Origin of the sequence: [Roseibacterium] beibuensis (assembly GCF_039542305.1) — a bacterium.
Lineage (GTDB): Bacteria > Pseudomonadota > Alphaproteobacteria > Rhodobacterales > Rhodobacteraceae > Roseibacterium > Roseibacterium beibuensis.
Genome location: NZ_BAABHW010000005.1, coordinates 226,701 through 248,440, shown reverse-complemented (window position 1 = coordinate 248,440; position 21,740 = coordinate 226,701). Strand labels below are relative to the sequence as shown.

The 21,740-nt window shown below is 67.4% G+C and carries 23 protein-coding genes and 1 tRNA gene; 17 read left to right on the top strand and 7 right to left on the bottom strand.

The window, feature by feature from the left end:
• Positions 1-20: 20 nt before the first annotated feature.
• The gene (gene ugpB / locus ABD923_RS16105) at positions 21-1,343 is read right to left on the bottom strand and encodes a sn-glycerol-3-phosphate ABC transporter substrate-binding protein UgpB (protein WP_259552235.1); all 1,323 of its coding nucleotides are present in this window, start codon (positions 1,341-1,343) and stop codon (positions 21-23) included.
• Between the two features lie 495 nt (positions 1,344-1,838).
• On the opposite strand from ugpB, the gene ABD923_RS16100 reads away from it, so the two are divergent.
• A complete protein-coding gene (locus ABD923_RS16100; RefSeq protein ID WP_345229529.1) occupies positions 1,839-2,849 on the top strand; it encodes an AbrB family transcriptional regulator in 1,011 nt (336 codons plus the stop codon).
• Here ABD923_RS16100 and xth read toward each other — a convergent pair.
• On the bottom strand, positions 2,846-3,628 hold the full coding sequence (xth, locus tag ABD923_RS16095; protein WP_259552239.1) for an exodeoxyribonuclease III: 783 nt from the start codon (positions 3,626-3,628) through the stop codon (positions 2,846-2,848). The two genes, ABD923_RS16100 and xth, sit on opposite strands and share 4 nt — an antisense overlap.
• Before the next feature lie 167 nt (positions 3,629-3,795).
• Between xth and ABD923_RS16090 the strand changes: the two genes are divergently transcribed.
• Positions 3,796-4,152 carry a hypothetical protein gene (locus ABD923_RS16090; protein WP_259552241.1) on the top strand — a complete coding sequence of 119 codons (357 nt, stop codon included), beginning with the start codon at positions 3,796-3,798 and terminating at the stop codon, positions 4,150-4,152.
• Positions 4,153-4,155: 3 nt separating this feature from the next.
• Here ABD923_RS16090 and ABD923_RS16085 read toward each other — a convergent pair whose 3' ends face one another.
• On the bottom strand, positions 4,156-4,557 hold the full coding sequence (locus ABD923_RS16085; RefSeq protein ID WP_259552243.1) for a SpoIIAA family protein: 402 nt from the start codon (positions 4,555-4,557) through the stop codon (positions 4,156-4,158).
• A 77-nt stretch (positions 4,558-4,634) separates the two neighbouring features.
• The gene (locus tag ABD923_RS16080; protein ID WP_259553083.1) at positions 4,635-4,961 is read right to left on the bottom strand and encodes a HesB/IscA family protein; all 327 of its coding nucleotides are present in this window, start codon (positions 4,959-4,961) and stop codon (positions 4,635-4,637) included.
• Positions 4,962-5,098: 137 nt separating this feature from the next.
• Between ABD923_RS16080 and ABD923_RS16075 the strand changes: the two genes are divergently transcribed.
• The 12 genes from ABD923_RS16075 (at position 5,099) to ABD923_RS16020 (ending at position 16,057) form a co-directional block, all read left to right on the top strand.
• Positions 5,099-6,277 (top strand): deoxyguanosinetriphosphate triphosphohydrolase, encoded by a 1,179-nt coding sequence (locus ABD923_RS16075; RefSeq protein WP_259552246.1) that lies wholly within the window; start codon positions 5,099-5,101, stop codon positions 6,275-6,277.
• Between the two features lie 59 nt (positions 6,278-6,336).
• Positions 6,337-6,684 carry a hypothetical protein gene (locus tag ABD923_RS16070; RefSeq protein WP_259552248.1) on the top strand — a complete coding sequence of 116 codons (348 nt, stop codon included), beginning with the start codon at positions 6,337-6,339 and terminating at the stop codon, positions 6,682-6,684.
• A 198-nt stretch (positions 6,685-6,882) separates the two neighbouring features.
• Positions 6,883-8,739 (top strand): cation:proton antiporter, encoded by a 1,857-nt coding sequence (locus tag ABD923_RS16065; protein WP_259552250.1) that lies wholly within the window; start codon positions 6,883-6,885, stop codon positions 8,737-8,739.
• Positions 8,740-8,798: 59 nt separating this feature from the next.
• Positions 8,799-9,254, top strand: coding sequence for a hypothetical protein (locus tag ABD923_RS16060; protein WP_259552252.1), 456 nt, complete (start codon positions 8,799-8,801; stop codon positions 9,252-9,254).
• Positions 9,251-9,598, top strand: a complete 348-nt coding sequence (locus ABD923_RS16055) for a hypothetical protein (RefSeq protein WP_259552254.1) — start codon at positions 9,251-9,253, stop codon at positions 9,596-9,598. The genes ABD923_RS16060 and ABD923_RS16055 overlap by 4 nt, the downstream gene beginning before the upstream one ends.
• A gap of 89 nt (positions 9,599-9,687) precedes the next feature.
• Positions 9,688-11,418 carry an arginine--tRNA ligase gene (gene argS / locus ABD923_RS16050; protein ID WP_259552256.1) on the top strand — a complete coding sequence of 577 codons (1,731 nt, stop codon included), beginning with the start codon at positions 9,688-9,690 and terminating at the stop codon, positions 11,416-11,418.
• A 99-nt stretch (positions 11,419-11,517) separates the two neighbouring features.
• On the top strand, positions 11,518-12,576 hold the full coding sequence (locus ABD923_RS16045) for an SPOR domain-containing protein (RefSeq protein WP_259552257.1): 1,059 nt from the start codon (positions 11,518-11,520) through the stop codon (positions 12,574-12,576).
• 1 nt (position 12,577) lies between these two features.
• Positions 12,578-13,594 carry a glycoside hydrolase family 3 N-terminal domain-containing protein gene (locus ABD923_RS16040; RefSeq protein ID WP_259552259.1) on the top strand — a complete coding sequence of 339 codons (1,017 nt, stop codon included), beginning with the start codon at positions 12,578-12,580 and terminating at the stop codon, positions 13,592-13,594.
• Positions 13,587-14,384 carry a segregation and condensation protein A gene (locus tag ABD923_RS16035; protein ID WP_259552261.1) on the top strand — a complete coding sequence of 266 codons (798 nt, stop codon included), beginning with the start codon at positions 13,587-13,589 and terminating at the stop codon, positions 14,382-14,384. The genes ABD923_RS16040 and ABD923_RS16035 overlap by 8 nt, the downstream gene beginning before the upstream one ends.
• The gene (scpB, locus tag ABD923_RS16030) at positions 14,381-15,067 is read left to right on the top strand and encodes an SMC-Scp complex subunit ScpB (protein WP_259552263.1); all 687 of its coding nucleotides are present in this window, start codon (positions 14,381-14,383) and stop codon (positions 15,065-15,067) included. Before ABD923_RS16035 ends, scpB begins: the two co-directional genes overlap by 4 nt.
• Positions 15,068-15,176: 109 nt before the next feature.
• Positions 15,177-15,386: a hypothetical protein gene (locus tag ABD923_RS16025; protein WP_222186880.1), complete on the top strand. Its 210-nt coding sequence runs from the start codon at positions 15,177-15,179 to the stop codon at positions 15,384-15,386.
• An 86-nt stretch (positions 15,387-15,472) separates the two neighbouring features.
• Positions 15,473-16,057, top strand: a complete 585-nt coding sequence (locus ABD923_RS16020; protein ID WP_259552265.1) for an MliC family protein — start codon at positions 15,473-15,475, stop codon at positions 16,055-16,057.
• 70 nt (positions 16,058-16,127) lie between these two features.
• On the opposite strand, the gene glnA is transcribed toward ABD923_RS16020, so the two are convergent.
• On the bottom strand, positions 16,128-17,534 hold the full coding sequence (gene glnA, locus ABD923_RS16015; protein WP_259552267.1) for a type I glutamate--ammonia ligase: 1,407 nt from the start codon (positions 17,532-17,534) through the stop codon (positions 16,128-16,130).
• 100 nt (positions 17,535-17,634) lie between these two features.
• A complete protein-coding gene (locus tag ABD923_RS16010; RefSeq protein WP_259552269.1) occupies positions 17,635-17,973 on the bottom strand; it encodes a P-II family nitrogen regulator in 339 nt (112 codons plus the stop codon).
• Positions 17,974-18,164: 191 nt separating this feature from the next.
• Between ABD923_RS16010 and ABD923_RS16005 the strand changes: the two genes are divergently transcribed.
• On the top strand, positions 18,165-19,709 hold the full coding sequence (locus ABD923_RS16005; RefSeq protein ID WP_259552271.1) for an NAD(P)H-hydrate dehydratase: 1,545 nt from the start codon (positions 18,165-18,167) through the stop codon (positions 19,707-19,709).
• Between the two features lie 6 nt (positions 19,710-19,715).
• On the opposite strand, the gene ABD923_RS16000 is transcribed toward ABD923_RS16005, so the two are convergent.
• Positions 19,716-20,243, bottom strand: coding sequence for a Hint domain-containing protein (locus ABD923_RS16000; protein WP_259552273.1), 528 nt, complete (start codon positions 20,241-20,243; stop codon positions 19,716-19,718).
• 288 nt (positions 20,244-20,531) lie between these two features.
• On the opposite strand from ABD923_RS16000, the gene ABD923_RS15995 reads away from it, so the two are divergent.
• Together ABD923_RS15995 and ABD923_RS15990 are read left to right on the top strand one after the other, a co-directional pair.
• Positions 20,532-20,616: transfer RNA gene (locus ABD923_RS15995), tRNA-Leu, on the top strand.
• Positions 20,617-20,739: 123 nt separating this feature from the next.
• A complete protein-coding gene (locus ABD923_RS15990) occupies positions 20,740-21,675 on the top strand; it encodes a lysophospholipid acyltransferase family protein (RefSeq protein ID WP_259552275.1) in 936 nt (311 codons plus the stop codon).
• The last annotated feature ends 65 nt before the right edge of the window (positions 21,676-21,740 follow it).

Sequence of the window (21,740 nt, the reverse complement as noted above, 5' to 3'; positions counted from 1 at the left end):
GGCCCGGTCATGTGATGCGATCAGTTCGCGGCCTCGAAGCGGCGCAGAAGCTCGTTGCCACGCTCGACGGCGGCATCCATTGCTTCCTGTGCGGTCTTGTCACCGGACCAGACGGCTTCCAGCTCTTCGTTGATCACGTCGCGGATCTGCACGAAGTTGCCGAAACGCACGCCACGGCTGTTCGGCGTGGGCTGGTTCAGCGTCAGCTGCTGGATGGCGACGTCGGTGCCCGGGTTCTCGTCGAAGAAGCCCTGTTCACCCATCAGTTCATAGGCGGCCGTGGTGATCGGCACGTAGCCGGTCGACCCGGCCCAGTCGGCCTGCTGCTCGGCCGTCGACAGGAACGACAGGAACTGCGCGGTGCAGGCGTACTCGGCCTCTTCGCCGCCTTGCAGAACCCACAGGGTTGCACCGCCGATGATCGAGTTCTGCGGCGCGTCGGCAACCGCGGTGTCGAGCGGCATCATCGCCTGGCTGAACTCGAACTCGGTGATGTCGTTCACGAAGCCACCGTAATAGGCCGAGGAGTTGATCCACATCGCGGTTTCGCCGTTCACGAACATCCCGCGCGAGTCGCCGCGACGGCCGCCATAGGTGAAGAGGCCTTCCTCACCGGCATCCGCGATGGCCTGGATGTGGTTCACGACCGCTTCGTTGTTGAAGGTGAACTCGGTATCCGTACCGGCAAAGCCGTTTTCCTGCGTGCCCATGGGCAGGTCGTGCCAGGCCGAGTAGTTCTCGATCTGGGTCCAGGATTGCCAGCCGAAGCCGACGGGCGAGGGCACACCGGCGTCGCGCAGGACGCGGGCCGCGGCCCAGACCTCGTCCCAGGTGGTCGGAACGTCGAGGCCGTTCTCTTCCAGCAGGGTGGCGTTGTACCACATCACCGGCGTGGACGAGTTGAAGGGCAGCGACAGCAGGTTGCCATCGGTGTCCGAGTAGTAGGAGATCACGCCGGGCAGATAGGCGGCTTCGTCGAACTCGATGCCCGCGTCTTCCATCAGCTGGTGAACGGGGTAGATGGCGCCGTTATCGGCCGCCGACATCATGGTGGCGGTGCCCACCTCGAAGACCTGCACGATATGGGGCTGTTCACCGGCGCGGAACGCCGCGATGGCCGAGGTCATCGTTTCGGTATAGTTGCCCTGGTAGACGGCGGTGACGGTGCAGCTGTCCTGCGTGGCGTTGAAGTCGGAGGCGAACTGGTCGACGCGCTCGCCCAGCTGGCCGCCCATGGCGTGCCAAAATTCGACTTCGGCACGGTCCTGAGCGAAAGCGGGCAGGGCGGCCGAAATGGCGACGGCGCTGGCCGCGGACGCCGCGGCAAGGATACGGAAGGTCATATGTCTCTCCTAAAGACCGTGCGCGTCAGAGGCACACGGCCCTCCTGTTGGGTTCAATCAGGTGGACGGGCAGCGCAAAGGCCGCCCGACGTGGCGGTTATCGTTGTTATGTGACGCTAATGTTACGAAGCCGCCCGTATCTGGCAAGAGTTTGCCTTACGTCAGGTCGTTTTCCACCTCGGGGAGGGCGCGGGGCGCGGCGCGCGCCTCTGGGTTGAGTGACCGTTTCCATACGTGAAATCAGAGCATTACCGATGGGGCGAATTGAGCGTGCGGGCGCTTCGGCAGCCCATGGGCTATCCGGTCAACATCGCCTCCCACGGTGCGCCCCCGGTCCCGCGCGCGTCCGCCTGCCGCGCTCCAGCCGTGCCGGCATGCGACGATGGCGTCGCGAAACCAGAGATACCGGGACGGGGGATGCCCCTGTAAGGCGGGGGGCAGAGGGGATAAACCGGCGCCATGCACCCGCGTTCTTTTCTGTCACAGGTCAGGCCCGTGGCCGCCGCGCTTTTCGCCGGGGCGGTGGGCGCGGTGCTGGGCTGGGCCTCGGGCGTGCCCGCGCCCTTCCTGACGGGGCCGGCCGCCGTGGTGACGGCGGTGTCTCTCTGGGGCGTCGAGACGCATATCCCCGACTGGCTGCGCAATACCTGTTTCGTGATGATCGGCCTGAGCCTTGGTGCGGGGATCACGCCCGAAGTGGTCGCCTCCCTGCCGCAATGGCCGGTGCCGCTGGTCACCTTGACCCTTGGCCTTGTGCTGATCGTCTTCGGCGGGGGCGCGCTGGTGCAGCGGATGTTCGGCTTCGACGCGGCCACGGCGCGGCTGACCGCGATGCCCGGGCACCTGAGTTTCGTGATCGCGCTTTCGGCCTCGATCCGCTCGGATGTGCGGGTGGTGACGGTGATCCAGTCGCTGCGGGTGCTGCTGCTGACGCTGGTCGTGCCGGTCGTGGTGGCGCTGGCCAGCGATGCGGACCTGTCGATGACCGCCCCGATCACCGAGACGCTGGACCTCGCCACCATGCTGCTGCTGGCCGTGTTGGGCGTTGCGCTGGGGCTCGTCTTCCTCCGGCTGAAGGTGCCCGCCGCGCTGGTGATGGCGGGCATGGCGGTCTCGGGCCTCGCCCACGGGGCGGGCTGGGTCACGGGCGCGCCGCCCGCCTGGGTCGCGATCCCGACCTTCACCATCATGGGCAGCCTGATCGGCACGCGGTTCAACGGCGTGACCTTCGCCCTGATCGCGCGCGCGGCGGCGGCCTCGGGCGTGCTGACGGGCCTGGCCGTTGCCGTGACCCTGGGCGCGGCGCTGTTCGTGCGGGCGGTGACGGATTTGCCGTTGACCGACCTGCTGATCGCCTTCGCCCCCGGCGGGTTGGAGACGATGGCCGCCCTCAGCATCATGCTGGGCGCGGACCCGGCCTTTACCGCCGCGCACCATATCTACCGGCGGCTGTTCCTGTCGGTGCTGGCCCCCCTCGCCATCGCGAAGATCGGCAAGCCGGACTAGGCGGCGAGGTCGATCCAGACCGGCACGTGATCCGAGGGCTTGTCGCGCCCGCGCACGTCCTTGTCGATGCCGGCTTCCGTCATCAGGTCGGCCGCCTGCGGGCTGAGCAGCAGGTGGTCGATGCGGATGCCGTTGTTCCGCTGCCACGCGCCTGCCTGGTAATCCCAGAAGGAGAAAAGCCCCGGCGCGGCGGTGCGCGCGCGGATCGCCTCGGTGTAGCCGAGGTTCAGGATCCGGCGGAACGCGTCGCGGCTTTGCGGCAAGGCCAGCGCATCCTCGGTCCAGGCCTCGGGCTTGGCGGCGTCTTCGTCCTGCGGGATGATGTTGTAATCGCCCGCCATCACCACCGGCATCTCGGTTTCCAGCAGTCCGGCGGCGTGGCGGCGCATCCGCTCCATCCAGGCCAGCTTGTAGTCGTATTTCGGCCCCGGCACCGGGTTGCCGTTGGGCAGGTAAAGGCCGCAGATCCGCACCGAGTGGTTGTCACCGGTTACCGTCGCCTCGATCCAGCGGGCCTGTTCGTCCTCGTCATCGCCGGGCAGCCCGCGCGACACATCCTCAAGCGGCAGTTTCGACAGGATCGCCACGCCGTTGAAACTTTTCTGGCCATGCGTTTCGACATTGTAGCCGCGATCCTCGAACAGTTCGCGCGGGAAATTCTCGTCGACCGACTTGATCTCCTGCAACAGCGCGACGTCGGGCGCGGCCTCGTCCAGCCAGGCGCAGAGCGCCTCGGCCCGTGCCTTGATGCCGTTGATGTTGAATGTCGCGATGCGCATGGAGGCCCCCCGGTCGTTTGGCCCTTTCTGCCCGCCCGGCGCGCCCTTGCCAAGCCCGTCATCGGCAAGGCTTGGCCGATCCACCCCCATGAGACGATGCGGACGGTTTTCCGCGCCGCAGCATAAGCTAGAATGACTCTCGTCTTGTCAAAAAACTGGGAATCCCGATGTTCAACTTCTTCCGTGGCGGCGCCAAGCCCGCCCCGAAATCCGAAAGCCAGCGCGACAGGTTCAAGCGGCTGGTGCGCGAACTGAACGAGATGATCGACGCGATGCCGACCAAGCCGCGCGTGATGATCGACCTCGAAACCGGGCAGATCGTGCCCGAGGTGCCGGACCAGTTCCAGGACGAGGCGCTGGCCCTGCCCAAGCCCGACGCGGCAACCGCGCCCGAGGTCAAGCCCGACGCCAGGACCGAGTTGAAGCCGAACGTGCCGCAGCCGCGCGTGCCCGCGGCCCGCGTGCCGGAACCGCGCGTCGGCCAGCCCCGCGCCGGGGCCGCCAAGGAAAACGAAGAGGCCTGAGCCTTACGCCGTCGCGTCCTGGCTGAGCGGTTCGGCCAGCCAGGCGCGCGCGGCGTCTTCCTGGTCCGGGGCAAAGGCCCGGATCACGAGGTTGGGGATCAACGCCGACTCGATCGAGGCGATGGCGCGCACCCAGCCCTCGTCGGTCAGCACCGCGACCTTGTCGAGTTTCTCGACCATCGCCATCATCTGGACCCAGTGCCGGATCTCGACGCCGATCGCGCCAAGGCTCGGCCATTCGACGCCTTCCGCCCGCACAAGGCAGGCGCCGTGATGCATCCCCTTCATCTCATCGACCAGCAGGGTCAGCGCGACTTCCATCGCGCGGGCATCCATCGCGCCATGGGCCTCGATCACGAGAAGGGTGTCGCTTTCGCGGGTGGAATGAAACAGCGGCGTGGTCATGGGCGCTCTCCTTGGGTCCGACACGGGTCAGCGTCGCGCGGCCAAGGGGCCGGCGCCTTGACCGGGGTCAAGATCGCTTACATCGAGAAGGACGTGCCGCAGCCGCAGGACGAGGTCGCGTTCGGGTTGTCGATGGTGAACCGCGCACCGATCAATTCCTCGGTGAAGTCGATCACCGCATCGGCCAGGAAGGGCAGGGAGACGCTGTCGACCACGACCTTCTGCCCATCGCGTTCCAGCACCAAATCATCCTCGGCCGGATCGTCCAGCTTGATGTCGTACTGGAAACCGGAACAGCCGCCGCCCTCGACCGCGACGCGCAGGGCCTTCGCCTCGCCCGAGGCATCGTTGATCTCGGCCAACCGGGCAAAGGCGCGGTCGGTCACTTTCGGGGGCACTGTCAGGGTCAGCGTCATGCGCGTTCTCCTCGGGCGTTCGGCTGTCGCATTTCTCTGCATTCGAATATATGAGGACGCCCAAGCGCAAACAAGGCGGCGCAGCCCGGGCAGGGGATGCGACAGGAACAAGGGGACCAAAGGGGATGCGTGCACCCTATGCCAGCGATCCGGCTCAAAGCCGCGGGCGCCTCATGCCCGAGGATCTGAGCACGTTTCGCACACCGTTCCAGCGGGACCGCGACAGGATCATCCATTCCTCGGCGTTTCGGCGGCTCAAGCACAAGACGCAGGTCTTCGTCGAACACGAGGGCGATTATTTCCGCACCCGCCTGACCCATTCCATCGAGGTGGCGCAGGTGGCGCGCACCATGGCCCGCGCCCTCAACCTCGACGAGGAACTGACCGAAGCCGTGGCGCTGGCCCATGACCTTGGCCATCCGCCCTTCGGTCATACCGGCGAGGATGCGCTTCAGGCCGTGATGGAGCCCTATGGCGGGTTCGATCACAACGCGCAGGCCATTCGCATCGTCACCCATCTCGAACGCCATTATGCCGAATTCGACGGTTTGAACCTGACCTGGGAAACCCTTGAAGGCATTGCCAAACACAATGGCCCCGTGCCCGCGCCCGTGCCATGGGCGCTTGCCGATTACACCGCGCGCCATGATCTGGAGCTGAACACCCATGCCAGCGCCGAGGCGCAGGTTGCCGCGATCGCCGATGACGTGGCCTACAACCACCACGACCTGCATGACGGGCTGCGGGCCGAGCTGTTCTCGACCGACGAACTGGCCGACTTGCCGATCCTGGGCGCCTGTTTCGCCGAGGTCGATGCGCGCTATCCCGGCCTCAACTACTACCGTCGCCGGCACGAGGCGCTCCGGCGCTTCTTCGGCGTTCTGGTGGAGGACGTGATCGGGCAGGCGCAGGCGACCCTTGCCGATCTGGCCCCCGAGACGGTGCGCGATGTCCGCGAGGCGGGCCGCCCCATCGTGCAATTCTCCGACGCGCTTTTCACCGATCTCAAGGTGATCCGGGACTTCCTGTTCCACCGCATGTATCGCGCCCCCGCCGTGGTCGAGATGCGGGTCGAGGTCACGCGCGTGGTCATGGAGCTTTTTCCGTTCTTCATGGCCCATCCCGAGGAACTGCCCAAGCAATGGCGCAAAGATGTCGAAGACGTCGCGGGCGATGAAACCCAACTGGCGCGGATCGTGTCGGATTACATCGCCGGGATGACCGACCGCTTCGCCCTCCAGACGCATCAGCGGATCTTCGGCGACAAGGGGGTGGAGATCATCCGACCGCTGGAAAACCTCTAGTTACAGGCGCGCGCCCATCTGCAATCGTTGGTCATCCAACGAGATCAGGGAGCGTTCGCATGATAACGAGATCTTTTCTTTTGCGCATGGCCGGGGCGGCCCTTCTGGTGCCCACGGCTTTGGCTGCCGATGGGTTCGACGGCACCTATGAATACGGCTACTGCTCGGGCGAGGCCGATGCCGTGGCGCTGCGGATCGAGGGCGAGACCGTCGCCTATTACGAGACGCCCTGCACCCTGACCGACCCGGTCGCGCAGGACGCCCCCGAGGGCGCGGTGCAATACACCTTGACCTGCGATTACGGGTCCGGCCCCAGCCCCGAGACGGTGGTCTTGTCCTTCGACGCGGACGGCAACCTCGTGATGCGCACGGGCGATCTGGAAGACAGCTTCGTGTCCTGCGACTAGGCCGGTCTAACCGGCATTGCGTCCACGCAGTTGCCCAACCTGCGGCGCGCACCACCTTTGCGCACATGGAACCGCTAGGGCGTTCAAGGGGTTGGGTTGCATCGGGGCGGGCAATAGGCTCGGCCCGTTCGGCGTAGGGCAAGGGGTGAAGGTTATGGCTGATCGAGCGGTTCATGTGATGACGAAGGGGGCTGTCTGATGGCGGTCACCCCGGCGGATGGCGCCCTGTCCCCTGTCACGGCCCTGGCGCTTGTCGGTGTCGTGGGCGTTGGTGCGCAATGGATCGCCTGGAAACTGCGCCTGCCCGGTATCGTGCTGATGCTGGTCGCGGGCGTGCTGATCGGCCCGGTTTTTGGAGTGCTCGACCCGGCGCGCGATATCGGGCCGCTGACCCAGCCGCTGATCGCCATCGCGGTCGCCGTGATCCTGTTCGAGGGCGGCCTCACGCTAAATTTTAGGTCGCTGTCGGACGCGGCGGTGGGGGTCAAACGCCTCGTCTTCGTGGGCGCGCCGCTGGGATGGCTCCTGTCGACGCTGGCGTTGCGCTACGGCGCGGGGCTCAGTTGGGAAAGCTCGGCGGTTTTCGGCGGCATCATGATCGTCACCGGGCCGACCGTGATCGCGCCGCTGCTCAGGCAGGCGCGGCTGTCGCGCCGTCCGGCGGCGCTTCTGCAATGGGAGGCGATCGTCAACGACCCGCTCGGCGCGCTTGCCGCCGTTCTGGCCTTCGAGGTCGTGCTGGTCCTCAACAGCGCCACCTCCGTCGGCAGTGCCGCGGGCGAGTTGGTGATGGGCGTGGCCGTAGCCACCATCACGGGCGTGGCGGCGGGCTATGGCCTTGCCCGCGCCTTCCGCCACGGGCAGGTGCCCGAGCATATGAAAGTGCCGGTCCTGTTCGTGTTGTTGATCGCCATCTTCGCGCTCTCGGACTCGGTTTTGCATGAAAGTGGCCTTCTCGCCGTTACCATCATGGGCCTCGTCATCGCCAATGCCGACCTGCCCAGTTACGAGGAATTGCGCCGCTTCAAGGAACACGCGACGATCCTGCTGGTCTCGGGCGTGTTCATCCTGCTGGCGGCCTCGCTCGATTTCTCGGCCCTTGGACGCTTGGACTGGCGCGCGGCGCTATTCGTCGCCGCCGTGGTCTTGGTCGCGCGGCCCCTGACCGTGATGGCCTCGCTCATCGGGTCTGGCATTCCATACCGCGAGCAATTGCTGGTGGCCCTGACCGGTCCACGCGGGGTGGTTCTGGTCGCTGTCGCGGGCCTGTTCGGCGAGCGGTTGGTGCAACTTGGCGTCGAGGATGGCGCGTTGATCGGCCCGCTGGCCTTCGTGCTGGTGGCCGCCACGGTGGTGCTGCACGGCTTCACGCTCGGTCCCTTCGCCAAGGCGCTGGGCCTGACCGCTGCGGGCACACCCGGCGTGCTGATCGTCGGCGGCTCGCGCTGGACGACCCTTCTGGCCGAGGCGCTGAAAAAGGCCGAGGTGCCCGTGTTGATCGCCGATGCGAACCGTGGCCACCTGCGCCGCGCGCGCGAGGCGGGCATTCCCACCTTCTTCGGTGATGTCCTGTCCGAGGCGGCCGAGCATCGCATTGATTTCGTCGGCTACTCCACCCTGATCGCGGCCACCGACAACGATGCCTACAACACGCTGGTCGCCACCGACCTCGCGCCCGAGATGGGGCGCGAAAAGGTGTTCCAGGTCACGCGCGAGAAAAGCGAACAGGTGCGCCATGCCTTGCCGGCCACGCTGGGCGGGCGGCCCCTGGGGGATGGGGCGACCTATCGCGAGATGGAGTTGCGCGTCTGGCAGGGCTGGCAGTTCCGCCTGACCGGCCTGACCGAGGAATTCACCCTGGAGGATTGGCGCGCCAAGCGGCCCGACGCCATGCTGATCGGCGTGATCGGGGCGGGCGGCGCCCTGCGCCTCGTCGGCCCCGACGACAAGGTCGAGGCCGGGGCGGGTGCACGCCTGCTGACGCTGCGCCCCGAGGATGCAGGCGAGCAGCCGCCGCCGGACGTGAATGGCAAAAAGGCTGCAACCGACAGTTGATCGAAACCCGCCCGCGCGGCACCATGGACCCACACCCCTGTTGCCGCCGGAGTGCCGCCATGCGCCGCCTGATCCCCGCTGTCGCCTTTGCCGTCCTGCCTTTTTCGGCTGCCGCCTTTCCCGCGAACGGCACCTATTATTCCGTCTGCGCCGAGGGCGGCGGGCCGGCCGAGGGCGCGGCAGTGGCCACGCTCACCTTTCCCGAACTGTGCTTCGACGGTGCATGTTGCGAGCTTTTCAACCCCACGCGCCTGCGTCTGCTGGACGAGGAATTCCTCTATGACGGCAATTGCGAGGACGCGGATGGCACGTTCGAGGCGCGCATCTATTTCGGCGAGGGGCCCGAGCCGGACTCGATGGTCGTCGTTCTACGCGGCCTGGGCGAGACGCTCTATTCCTGTGAAGGGGGCGGGGCCGCCGGCCCGGTCCCCGCGAATGACGCCGCCGCAGACGGGGACGGTTCGCCGGAAGAAGATGCCGCCGAAGACGTTGAAGAGGAGGTCACCGACCAATGAAACTGACGACCGTCGCCGCCCTGGCGACCATCCTGTCCTCGACCCTGATGGCCAATGCGCAGCAGGTGGCCCCGGGGCGGTATCATCCCGACAGTTGCCCTGCGGGGATCAGCGACGGCATGGTCACCGTCAGCCCCGGCCGGCTGGAGTTCTGGGAATCCACCTGCCAGCTGACCAACCCCGTCCCGGTGCGGGGGATGGCGGGCGCGATCCTGTTCGACGGTCAGTGCGGCGGCGAAGGTCAAACCTGGACCCGGCGCTACATGATCATGCCCTCGTTCGAGGGCGGCATGGTCCTCGTGGGGGAGCAATGGTCGCGCACCTATGTCCGGTGCGGGCCGTAACGACGCGGCGGGGCGATATGGGCGTGCGATCCTGTTGAACCCGCCGTGCGGCGTGATAAACCCCGCACAACTCCAAGGGATCTTCCGCCATGAACATCTTCGCCGATATCCGTGCGCTCGTGATCGAGAGCCTTGACGCCATGACCGCCGAGGGCGCGCTGCCCGAGGGGCTGGATACGCGTAACGTGGCGGTCGAACCGCCCCGAGACGCGGCGCATGGCGACATGGCCACGAACGCCGCGATGGTGCTGGCCAAGCCCGCCCGGAAAAAGCCCCGCGACATCGCCGAGGCACTGGCCGAAAAGCTGCGCGGCGACGCCCGCATCGCAAGCGCCGAAGTGGCGGGGCCGGGGTTTTTGAACCTGCGCCTGTCGGGCGACAGCTGGCGCGCGCAGGTGCGCGCCGCGCTCGAGGCCGGCGCGGGCTATGGCCGGTCCGATCTGGGGCAGGGGCGCAAGGTCAATGTCGAGTTCGTCAGCGCCAACCCCACCGGCCCCATGCATGTAGGCCACACGCGCGGCGCGGTGTTCGGCGACGCGCTGGCCAGCCTGCTGGCCTACACGGGCCATGACGTCACCCGCGAATATTACATCAACGATGGCGGCGCGCAGGTCGATGTCCTCGCGCGGTCGGTCTACCTGCGCTATCTCGAAGCGCTGGGGCAGACCGTCGCCTTCGAGGAAGGCACCTATCCCGGCGACTACCTGATCGCCGTCGGAGAGGCGCTGGCCAAGGAAGTGGGCGAACAATGGGTCGACCAGCCCGAGGCTGTCTGGCTGGAGGAAATCCGCGACTACGCCACCGACGCGATGATGGACCTGATCCGCGCCGACCTGAAGGCGCTCGGCGTCGAGATGGACGTGTTCTTCTCGGAAAAATCGCTTTACGGCACGGGCCAGATCGAGGCCGCGATCAAGGACCTCGACGGCAAGGGCCTGATCTATCGCGGCACGCTGGAACCGCCCAAGGGCAAGACCCCCGAGGATTGGGAGCCGCGCGAACAGACGCTGTTCAAATCGACCGAGTACGGCGACGATGTGGATCGCCCGATCATGAAATCCGATGGCGGCTGGACCTATTTCGCGCCCGACATCGCCTATCACTACGACAAGGTCAGCCGTGGCTTCGACGAATTGATCGACATTTTCGGGGCCGACCACGGCGGTTACGTCAAACGGATGAAGGCCGCCGTCGCCGCGCTCAGCGCCGAACGCGTGCCGCTCGACATCAAGCTGATGCAGTTGGTCAAGCTCAAGCGCGGCGACCAGGAATTGAAAATGTCCAAGCGCGCGGGCACCTTCGTCACCCTGCGCGACGTGGTCGAGATGGTCGGCGCGGACGTGACCCGCTTCGTCATGCTGACCCGCAAGAACGACGCGCCGCTCGATTTCGACGTGAACAAGGTGCTGGAGCAGTCCAAGGACAACCCGGTCTGGTACGTGCAATACGCCCATGCCCGCATCCACTCGGTCCTGCGCAAGGCCGAGGAGGCGGGGCTGCCCACCGACACGCCCGCAGACCTGTCGGCCATCGCCGATCCGGCCGAGTTCGCGCTGGTCGCCAAGCTCGCCGAATGGCCCCGCCTGGTCGAGATCGCGGCCGAGGCGCATGAACCCCACCGCATCGCCTTCTATCTCTACGACCTCGCGTCGGAATTCCACGCGCTGTGGAACAAGGGCAACGCCAATCCCGCCCTGCGCTTCATGCAGGAGGACGATCCGGCAACAACCGCCGCGAAACTGGCCCTTATCCGGGCCGTGGCGATTGTCATTTCCAACGGTCTTGGTATCTTGGGCGTAACTCCGGTCGAGAAGATGTAAGGCGAAAACGCCACGACGGCCGGGACGAGCAGTCAAGTCACCCCGGCCGGGTCCGTGCTTTGCACGCCCGAGGCACGGGGCGCGAAGTTGAGGGCAGGCATGGCGGATATCGATTATTTCGAAGACGACGCGGAGTCTTATCGCGACTACGACGCCTATGGCGAGCATCCCCCCCAGCGTGGCGCGTCCACGATCGGGACCCTGGTCAACTGGGCCGGGGCGCTGGTGTCGATCGGCCTCGTGGTCGGCCTGGGCGTCTGGGGCTGGCAGCTGACCATGCGCGACGTGTCCGGCGTGCCGGTCGTGCGGGCGCTGCAAGGCCCGATGCGCGTCGCCCCCGAAGATCCCGGCGGCACGCAGGCCCCGCACCAGGGCCTTGCCGTCAATCGCCTTGCCGAAGGGGAAGAGGCCGCGCCGGTGCCCGACCAGCTTGTCCTCGCGCCCCCGCCGGTCCAGTTGCAGGAGCTTGATTTCGACAATGCCTCCGCCGCGGCCGTCGCGGCACCCGCGCCCGAACCCGCCGCGGCCCCTGCGCCCGCGGGCCCGTCCGTGCCGGACGCGACGCAGGCCCTGATCGAACGCCTTCTGGCCTCGAGCGTCCCCCTGGACGAGACGCCCCCGGCAGCCGCCGTCGCCCCGGACGAGGGCGTCACAGCCGAGATCGCGGCGGCCGATCCCACGCCTGAACCCGCTGCGGCCCCGGCCGAGCCGCAATTCGCCGTCATCCCCGCCTCGGTTCCGGGCGTGCGCACCTCGCTGCGCCCGATGATCCGCCCCGCCGGCTTCGCCCGCGCCGTGAACCCCGATGCGCCCGCCGTTCTGGCGGGCAACAGCGCAGACGTGGCGCTGGAGGTCAGCACCCCCGGCGGCACCGGCGTGCGAGAGATCGCCCCCGCCGACCTGCCCGACGGCACGCGGCTGGTGCAATTGGGCGCGTTCGATACCGCCGAAATCGCGCGCTCCGAATGGGACCGTCTTTCAAGCCGCTTCCCCGATTTCATGGCGGGCCGCCCGCGCGTGATCGAGGAGGCCTCCTCCGGCGGGCAGCGCTTCTACCGCCTGCGCGCGGCGGGCTTCGACGATCTGGCCGCCTCGCGCCGGTTCTGCGCCGCGCTGGTGGCGCAAGGGGCCGCCTGCATCCCCGTCACGGTTCGCTGACGTGACCACGGCGATCTCGGCCACGATCCTCGGGCCGTCCGGGCCGACCCTCGGGCCGACAGAGCGCGACTTTTTCGCCGAAGTGCAGCCCTGGGGCTTCATCCTTTTCGCCCGCAACATCGAGGATCCCGCGCAACTGCGCGCCCTGACCGAGGATCTGCGCGAGGCCGTGGGCCGCGACGCCCCCGTTCTGATCGACCAGGAAGGGGGCCGCGTGCAGCGCATGCGCCCGCCATATTGGCGGCAGTGGCGCCCCGCGCTCGACCAGATGGCGCAGGCCGGGCCGGGCAAGGCCGCCCGCACGATGTATCTGCGCGCGCGCCTGATCGCGCATGAACTGCGCGAGGTGGGCATTGACGTGAACTGCATGCCGCTGGCCGACGTGGCGCGCGACACGACGCATCCGATTCTCCTGAACCGCCTTTATGGCACCACGCCCGACGCGGTGATCGGCGCCGCCCGCGCCGTGGCCGAGGGGCTGTTCGACGGCGGCGTGCTGCCGGTGCTCAAACACCTGCCGGGCTATGGCTTGGGCGAGGTGGACAGCCATCTCGACCTGCCGCGCGTCACCGCCTCGGCGGACGAGTTGCGCGGCACCGATTTCGCGGCCTTCAAACCACTGGTGGACCTGCCCTTGGGCATGACGGCCCATATCGTCTATGAGGCGCTCGACGAGGAGGTGCCCGCCACCCTCTCGTCCGCCATGATCGAGATGATCCGCTCCGAGATCGGCTTCACCGGCCTTCTGATGACCGACGACCTGTCCATGGGCGCCTTGCCCGGCCCCATCGGCGAGCGCGCCACGCGGGCGCGGGCCGCCGGGTGCAACCTGATCCTGCATTGCAACGGCGACCGGGCCGAGATGGAGCAGGTCGTGGTCGGTGCGGGCGACCTCGACAGCGCCGAGATCGCCATGGGCGAGGCCGCGCTGGCGCTGCGCAACCGCCGCCAGCCGCTTGACATCGAGGCCGCCGAGGCCGACCTTTCCGACCTTCTGGACGGAGAGGTCTATGGCTGACACGCCGACCCCGGCAAACGACGCGCCCGACTGGGATGCCGTCGCCTCGCGCCGCGCGGCCGAGGCGCTGATCGTCGACGTGGACGGGTTCGAGGGGCCGCTCGACCTGCTCCTGTCGCTGGCGCGCACGCAGAAGGTGGACCTGCGCAAGATCTCGATCCTCGCGCTGACCGAGCAATACCTCGTCTTCATCGAGAAGGCGCGCAAGCTGCGCATTGAGCTGGCCGCCGATTACCTTGTCATGGCGGCTTGGCTGGCGTTCCTGAAATCGCGCCTCCTGCTTCCGCCCGACCCGACCGAGGAGGGGCCCTCGGCCGAGGATATGGCGGCCCATCTTGCCTTCCAGCTGGAACGCCTGTCGGCCATGCGCGACTGCGCGGCCAAGCTGATGGCCCGCGATCGCCTTGGCCGCGACCGCTTTCCCCGTGGCGCGCCCGAGGTGATGACCACGGCCAAATCCGTCACCTACACCGCCGGGTTGATCGACCTGTTGCAGGCCTATGCCCGCATCCGCACCCGCGACGATTTCCGCCCCTACGTGATGGACCGCGAAGACGTCTTCACCATGGAAGAGGCGCTGGACCGCCTGCGCCCGCTGGTCGGCTTCGCCGGTGAATGGACCGACCTGATGAGCTACCTGCCCGATGGCTGGCAGATGGACCCGAAACGCCGCCGCGCCGCCACCGCCGCCCATTTCGCCGCCTCGCTGGAACTGGTGAAGGCCGGCCGCGTCGAGATCCGCCAATCCGAGACCTTCGCGCCCATTCACCTCCGCCGGAGAGAGGAATGACCGAAACACCGCAAACGCCCGAGGACAGCCGCGCGCCGACCGAGGAAAGCCTGTTCCGCGCCCCGCCCCTGGGCGAGCAGGAGCGCATGGTCGAGGCGATGCTGTTTGCCACCGCCGAGCCGCTGTCGGTCGCCGAGATGGCCGCGCGCATGCCCCATGGCTGCGACCCGGCCGAGGCCGTGCAACTGCTGCGCCGCCGCTACGAGGGGCGGGGTGTGGGCGTGGTGCGCGTGGGCGATGCCTGGGCGATCCGCACCGCGCCCGACCTCGGCTTCCTGATGGCGCGTGAAACCGTCGAGACGCGGAAACTGTCGCGCGCCGCGATCGAGACCTTGGCCATCGTCGCCTATCACCAGCCCGTCACCCGCGCCGAGATCGAAGAGATCCGCGGCGTCTCGGTCAGCCGCGGCACGGTGGACCAGTTGATCGATCTGGGCTGGGTGCGGTTCGGCCGCCGGCGCATGACTCCGGGCCGGCCCGTCACCTATGTCGTGACCGAGGGGTTCCTCGACCATTTCGGGCTGGAAAACGCCCGCGACCTGCCGGGGCTGAAGGAACTGCGCGAGGCCGGGCTTCTGGAAAGCCGCCCGCCCGATGCAGAAGGCCCGGAATTGCCGCGGGATGACACGGGCGACATGTTCGGCGAAGACGGACCCGAGGCCGAGGATGACGACGATCTCTGATCGCGCAACGTATCGGCGGGGCGGGGGCCTGATTTTCGCCAGATTGGTGTTATATTGCGTCGCAAGAACCGGGGAGACCCCGACAACCAGAGCAGAAGGGGCACCGCCCATGGACCGCATTCTTCACATGATCCTGCGCCCGCTGATCAACAAGCTGGTGCACAAGGGCGTCGATGCCGGGGTCGAACAGATCGCCCGCCGCCGCAATGGCGGGCAGCCCGGCGAAGAACCATCGCCCGAGCAGCGCGCCAGCCTGCGCAACACCCAGCGCAACGCGCGGCAGATGATGCGCACCGCACGCCGGTTTACACGCTTCTGAAGACAGATTCCGCGCGCAAGCTGCTCGGATCGGTGTAGGCTTTCCCTGTTTTACGCGTGAACAGGGGAATTGATTTGTTGAAACACATGATACTTGCCGCTTTCGGGGGCCTCATCTTTGCGGCTTCCGCGCAGGCGAACACGGAATATGATTGCGGCAGCCATGACGGCATCGGCATCCGCGCCACCTATTTCGACGAAGAGGATGTCGTCGGCGCCGACGTCACCCAACTTGCGACCGGGCAGCAGCGGCGCCTGATCCTGCAACCCGCCGTGTCCGGCAGCGGCAGCCGCTATGCCGATCCGGGCTCCGGGGTCGAGTTCATCGAGCATCAGGGACAGGTGTTCTTCATTGCCGAGGGCGTGCAGTTGTCCTGCCGCGTGGTGGCGACTTCCACCCCCGGCGGCGGTACGATCGGGGTGCCGGTTCAGACCTTCGCGGGCTTCTCCTTCGGCGGCAACCTGCGGGCGGGGCCGGGCGTCCAGTTCCAGGACGTGGGCAGCCTGCCCGAAGGTACGCCGGTGACGCTGATCGAGGATTCGGGCCAGTTCTTCAACGGCTTCAGCTTCTGGCTGATCCAGATGCCCAATGGCCAGCAGGCCTATCACTGGGGCGGCATCCTGTGTGCGCCGGGCTTCGATCTGCCGGGTGTTTTCAACGACGGTTGCTGATCGCGACCTAACCGCACAAACGAAAAGGGGCGCCGAACCGGCGCCCCTTTCCCTGTTCCGTGACCCGCGATCAGCAGGAGTAGTACATCTTGTACTCGACCGGGTGCGGGCAGTGTTCGAAGGCGTAGACCTCTTCCCACTTGAGTTCCATGTAGCCCTCGATCTGGTCCTTCGTGAACACGTCGCCCTTGAGCAGGAAGTCGTGATCGGCTTCCAGCGCCTCCAGGGCTTCGCGCAAGGACGCGCAGACGGTCGGGATGCCGGCCAGTTCCTCGGGCGGCAGGTCGTACAGGTCCTTGTCCGACGGCTCGCCGGGGTGGATCTTGTTCTGGATGCCGTCGAGGCCGGCCATCAGCAGGGCGGCGAAGCACAGGTAGGGGTTTGCCGACGGGTCGGGGAAGCGGGCCTCGACGCGCTTGGCCTTCGGCGATTCCGTCCACGGGATCCGGACGCAGCCCGACCGGTTGCGGGCCGAGTAGGCGCGCAGAACCGGGGCTTCGAAGCCGGGGATCAGGCGCTTGTAGGAGTTGGTGGACGGGTTGGTGAAGGCGTTCAGCGTCTTGGCGTGCTTCAGGATGCCGCCGATGAAGTACAGTGCCTCATCCGACAGGTCGGCATACTTGTCGCCGGCAAAGAGCGGCTTGCCGTCCTTCCAGATCGACATGTTGACGTGCATGCCGGTGCCGTTGTCGCCCGAGATGGGCTTGGGCATGAAGGTGGCCGACTTGCCGTAGGCATGCGCCACGTTGTGGATGATGTACTTGTACTTCTGCAGCTCGTCGGCCTGCTTGGTCAGGCTGTCGAAGATCAGGCCAAGCTCGTGCTGGCACGAGGCCACCTCGTGGTGGTGCTTGTCGACCTTCATGCCGATCTGCTTCATCGTCGACAGCATTTCCGAGCGCAGGTCCTGCGCCGCGTCGGTCGGGTTGACCGGGAAATAGCCGCCCTTGATGCCCGGACGATGGCCCATGTTGCCCATCTCGTACTCGGTGTCGCCGTTCCAGGATGCGTCCTGGGCGTCGACCTCGTAGGACACCTTGTTCATCTCGACCGAGATGCGGACGTCATCGAACAGGAAGAACTCGGCTTCGGGGCCGAAATAGGCCGCGTCACCGATGCCCGAGGACTTCAGGTAGGCTTCGGCCAACTGGGCCGTGCCGCGCGGGTCGCGGTTGTAGGGCTCGCCCGTGTCGGGCTCGACGACCGAGCAGTGCAGGCAGATGGTCTTTTCCGCGTAGAAGGGATCGACATAGGCGCTTTCGGTGTCGGGCATCAGTTTCATGTCCGATGCCTCGATGCCTTTCCAGCCCGCGATCGACGAGCCGTCGAACATGAAGCCTTCCTCAAGGAAGTCTTCGTCGACCTGATCGGACATCACCGTGACGTGCTGCAGCTTGCCGCGCGGATCGGTGAAGCGGATGTCGACATAGGCCGCATCCTCATCCTTGATCATCTTCAATACGTTTTCTTTGCTCATCGTGACCTTCCCTTGACGTTTTGGTCGGATCGCCGGGCGCAGGGCCCGAACAGGTTGCAGCATGTGGCCAGCCCTGGCGCGGGCCGACCGCGAAAATCGCTTACAGGGCGTCCTCGTCGGTTTCGCCCGTGCGGATGCGGATGGCGCGGCTGATGTCGGAGACGAAGATCTTGCCGTCGCCGATCTTGTCGGTCTTGGCTGCCGCGATGATCGCCTCGATCGCGGCCTCGGCCTGATCGTCGGCCAGAACGACCTCGATCTTCACCTTGGGCAGGAAATCCACCACGTATTCCGCACCGCGATACAGCTCCGTGTGGCCCTTCTGGCGGCCAAAGCCCTTTACCTCGGTCACAGACAGGCCCTGGATGCCGATCTCCTGCAGAGCCTCCTTCACCTCGTCGAGCTTGAAGGGTTTGATGATCGCCTCGATCTTTTTCATCTTTGGGTGTCTCCTCGCCTTTGACCGCAGCGTGTGCCGCGCGGACCCGTGACACCACTTTGTGACCGGGCCGTCCATCGGCTAGCCTGTTCGTTGGGCAAACCGACGCGGGATTCCGCGAATGGCGATCAAGGATTGAGCATGGCGCACAAAAATACAGCAGTTTTGAATCTCAGGCCCGGGCGAGTCCTGTGACGGGGCTTCTGACCGCCGCGCAGATGCGGGATTTCGAGCGCGCCGAGATGGCCGCCGGGCACGCAGAGGGACTCGCCCTGATGGAGCGCGCCGGGCGCGGGGTGGTCGACGCGATCTTCGCGCGCTGGCCCGACCTGGCCGCCGCCCCGCGCCGCGCCGTGATCTGGTGCGGGCCGGGCAACAATGGCGGCGATGGCTATGTTATCGCCCGCCTGCTGCACGATTGGGGCTGGCAGGTGTCGGTCCGGGCCTTGGGGGACCCGGCCAGACTGCCGCCCGATGCCGCCGAAAACCACCGCCGATGGATAGAACGCGGGGGCGTCCTGAACCTTGCGGACCTGTCCGAGGCAGAGTTCGCCGCGGTCCGGGCGGCACCCCCCGATCTGTTCGTCGATGCCGTGTTCGGAACCGGCCTCGCGCGCCCGCTGAGCGAGGCGTTGAGCCATGCCTTCGCCCAGATGCTGGAGCTGCGCGACCACGGGCTCGGCTTCGCGGCCGTCGCCGTAGATATCCCGTCGGGCCTCTGTTCCGACAGTGGGCGGCGCATGGGCCTTTCGCACTCGTTCGATCTGACCGTGACCTTCCACACGGCCAAGCCGGGGCACTACCTTGCCGATGGCCCCGAGGAGTGCGGCGCGCTCGATATCGTGGATATCGGCCTGCGCCAGCCCTCACCGCCGAGCGACGCGATCCGGCTGGTGACGCGCCCCGGTCCGGTCCAAAAACGCGCCGGTCACAAATACGACCACGGGCACGCGCTGGTCCTGGCCGGTCCGATGGGGCGCACCGGCGCGGCGCGGATGGCGGCGCGCGCCGCGCTCAGGGTGGGGGCGGGCCTGGTGACCGTGGCCGCGCCCGGATCGGCGTTGATGGAATGTGCGGCGCAACTGACCGCGATCATGCTGCGCCGCTGCGACGGGGCCGAGGATCTGGCCGCGCTGCTGGAGGATGGACGGCTGAACGCGCTCTGCCTCGGGCCGGGCCTCGGCGTGGGGCAGGCGACGCGCGTGCTGATCGGCGCGGCGTTGCAGGACCAGGACCGCGCGGTCGTGCTGGACGCCGATGCGCTGACCTCCTTCGCCGAGGACCCTCCGGCGCTCTTCACGCGGCTGCACGACCGGGCAGTCCTTACGCCCCACGATGGCGAATTCGCACGTCTCTTCCCCGATCTGGCCGAACGGTTGCGCGGCGAGCCGGACACCGGGCCGGCCTATTCCCGCGTCGATGCCGCCCGCGACGCGGCGGCGCGGGCCGGCGCGGTCGTTCTGCTCAAGGGACCCGATACGGTGATCGCCGCACCCGATGGATGGGCCGCCATCCATGCCGCCGCTTATGACCGCGCCGCGCCTTGGTTGGCGACGGCAGGGGCGGGCGATGTTCTGGCGGGGTTGATCACGGGGTTGCTGGCGCGGAGTCTTGCGCCCGTCGAGGCCGCGGCATCCGCCGCATGGCTGCATGTCGAGGCTGCGCGCGCCGTCGGTCCCGGCCTGATCGCCGAGGATTTGCCCGAGGCCCTGCCGTCCGTTCTGGCGACGCTCTGACCCGGATCAGGCCCTGGTGCTGACCGTCCCGGTCGGTTTCGCGCCTTTCGGCAGCGGATCTGCCGAGGCCAGTTCCAGCCCGTCGGCATAGAGGATCTCGGGCTGGCCGAAATAAAGCTGCAGAACCGCCTCCGGCCCATCCTCGACCCAGCGGATATATTGCCCGTCGACCAGCTGTCGCAGCTCCGGCGCGGCGGCCTCGCGGCCCCACATCGCCTTGGCCCGCCAGTCGCGGATCAGCACCCGCTGGCCGGGCAGCAGAACCACGTCCCGCTCGGGCTTGCCGCCAAGCGCGTCCTTGCCGACCAGCACACAGGGCGCACCGGGCCTAAGACTGCGGCGCAGGATGGCGCGCAGCGGGCGAAGGCCGCGCCGCGTGATGATCCTGTCGCCAGCGGAAAGATAGGCGGCGGGGATGATCCCGTCCGCCGTCATGATCTGCGCGTCAGGCGCAACGCCACCGGCCCCTTGGCCGATCCGCAACGCCGACGCGCTGCGCGACCCCGGGGCCGCGCCGGTCTGTGATGGGGTCATGGAACCACCTGCTCGATCTTGCGGGCACTCCGTGCCTCGTTCTTTATGGGGCGAGCATAGGGCATCGGGACCGTTCGGCACAGCGTTTTCTGGCGCCAAGCGCAATTCGGGGAAGGGGCGGCGGAACTGGATCGACATGGCCGTAGCGTCTCCGGGCAGCGGTTCCACCATCATGGGGTCGAAACCTTTCCATTCAATTAACGGGCCAATTGTGCCGAATTCGCGGCAGGGGCAGGGCTGAAATGGGCCTCGCCACCGCCCGAAGCCTCTGCTAAAGACGCCCGCGATGCGGGTGTGGCGGAACTGGTAGACGCACCAGATTTAGGTTCTGGCGCCGCGAGGCGTGGGGGTTCGAGTCCCTTCACCCGCACCAACCTGCCGTAGTGCAGATGAGGGCAGGACGGTGTCCCACCAGCGCCCCCGCGACACGGCTGCCTCCCGGCGATCCGCGCGCTTGCGATGGACGCATCCGGCGCGGGCCGCTATGCAACCCGGCATGAGCGTCGCGCGCCCCCGATTTCCCCTGCACCTGCTGATCCGGCCCCGCAACTGGCCGATCCTGCTGCTGCTTGGCGGCGCTTTCGTTGTGGCATGGCTGCCCGAGGGCGCGCGGCGGGCGCTGGCGCGTCCCTTTGGGTGGGGCCTGTGGCGCATCAGGCGGTTCCGTCATGTCACGACCCGCAACCTCGAGGTCTGCCTGCCCGAGATGGACGACGCGGCCCGCGCGCGGCTGGCGCGGGATACGACGCGCCGCTTCGCCCTTTCGCTTCTGCAAAGCCTCAAGGTCTGGATCCGCCAGCATCGCACGCGCCCGGCCTACCCGTTGGCCCGGATCGACGGGCAGGAGCATCTCGACGCCGCGCTGGCGACGGGGCAGGGGGTGTTGCTGCTCACCGGGCATTACGGCGCGCCCGAGGTGCATGGCAGCCTGACCGGGCAGCTTCCCCTTGGCGGACGCCGCCTTGTCGGCGTTTACCGCCAGCCGGGGCAGGACGCCGCCGATGCGGTGTTGCGCTGGGCGCGCTCGGGATATTGCGACGGGATCATCCCCGGCAAGGATATCCGCAGCATCGTGCGTGAATTGCGCTCGGGCAGCGTCGCGTGGTTCGCCCCCGACCTCGAAAAGGCCAACAAGGGCGCGGTCTACGTGGATTTCTTCGGCATTCCGGCGGGCACCACCACGGCCACCGCGCGCCTTGCCGGCATGGGGCGAGCCATCGTTCTGCCCGTCCGCTACCGCGAAGACCCCGACGGCGCGCTGGTCTATGACATCCGCCCGCCGCTGGCGGATTTCCCCTCGGACGATATCGAGGCCGACACCCGCCGCGTGAATGCCGCCATCGAGGACCTGATCCGCGACGATCCCGCTCCCTACTGGTGGTGCCTCGAACGCTTCCTGCACCGGCCCGAGGGCGCACCGCCCGTCTACTGACCGCCGAGCCGCGCGCGTCGTGCCCATTCCCCCTTGCACACCTTCCGCACGGCACCTAGAAGGGC

Coding starts and splice junctions, on each gene's coding strand:
- ugpB (WP_259552235.1), bottom strand. CDS start 1,343: ATGACCTTCCGTATCCTTGCCGCGGCGTCCGCGGCCAGCGCCGTCGCC.
- xth (WP_259552239.1), bottom strand. CDS start 3,628: ATGCGCATCGCGACATTCAACATCAACGGCATCAAGGCACGGGCCGAG.
- ABD923_RS16090 (WP_259552241.1), top strand. CDS start 3,796: ATGTTCAACTTCTTCCGTGGCGGCGCCAAGCCCGCCCCGAAATCCGAA.
- ABD923_RS16085 (WP_259552243.1), bottom strand. CDS start 4,557: ATGACCACGCCGCTGTTTCATTCCACCCGCGAAAGCGACACCCTTCTC.
- ABD923_RS16075 (WP_259552246.1), top strand. CDS start 5,099: ATGCGTGCACCCTATGCCAGCGATCCGGCTCAAAGCCGCGGGCGCCTC.
- ABD923_RS16070 (WP_259552248.1), top strand. CDS start 6,337: ATGATAACGAGATCTTTTCTTTTGCGCATGGCCGGGGCGGCCCTTCTG.
- ABD923_RS16065 (WP_259552250.1), top strand. CDS start 6,883: ATGGCGGTCACCCCGGCGGATGGCGCCCTGTCCCCTGTCACGGCCCTG.
- ABD923_RS16060 (WP_259552252.1), top strand. CDS start 8,799: ATGCGCCGCCTGATCCCCGCTGTCGCCTTTGCCGTCCTGCCTTTTTCG.
- ABD923_RS16055 (WP_259552254.1), top strand. CDS start 9,251: ATGAAACTGACGACCGTCGCCGCCCTGGCGACCATCCTGTCCTCGACC.
- argS (WP_259552256.1), top strand. CDS start 9,688: ATGAACATCTTCGCCGATATCCGTGCGCTCGTGATCGAGAGCCTTGAC.
- ABD923_RS16045 (WP_259552257.1), top strand. CDS start 11,518: ATGGCGGATATCGATTATTTCGAAGACGACGCGGAGTCTTATCGCGAC.
- ABD923_RS16035 (WP_259552261.1), top strand. CDS start 13,587: ATGGCTGACACGCCGACCCCGGCAAACGACGCGCCCGACTGGGATGCC.
- scpB (WP_259552263.1), top strand. CDS start 14,381: ATGACCGAAACACCGCAAACGCCCGAGGACAGCCGCGCGCCGACCGAG.
- ABD923_RS16025 (WP_222186880.1), top strand. CDS start 15,177: ATGGACCGCATTCTTCACATGATCCTGCGCCCGCTGATCAACAAGCTG.
- ABD923_RS16020 (WP_259552265.1), top strand. CDS start 15,473: ATGATACTTGCCGCTTTCGGGGGCCTCATCTTTGCGGCTTCCGCGCAG.
- glnA (WP_259552267.1), bottom strand. CDS start 17,534: ATGAGCAAAGAAAACGTATTGAAGATGATCAAGGATGAGGATGCGGCC.
- ABD923_RS16010 (WP_259552269.1), bottom strand. CDS start 17,973: ATGAAAAAGATCGAGGCGATCATCAAACCCTTCAAGCTCGACGAGGTG.
- ABD923_RS16000 (WP_259552273.1), bottom strand. CDS start 20,243: ATGACCCCATCACAGACCGGCGCGGCCCCGGGGTCGCGCAGCGCGTCG.
- ABD923_RS15990 (WP_259552275.1), top strand. CDS start 20,740: ATGAGCGTCGCGCGCCCCCGATTTCCCCTGCACCTGCTGATCCGGCCC.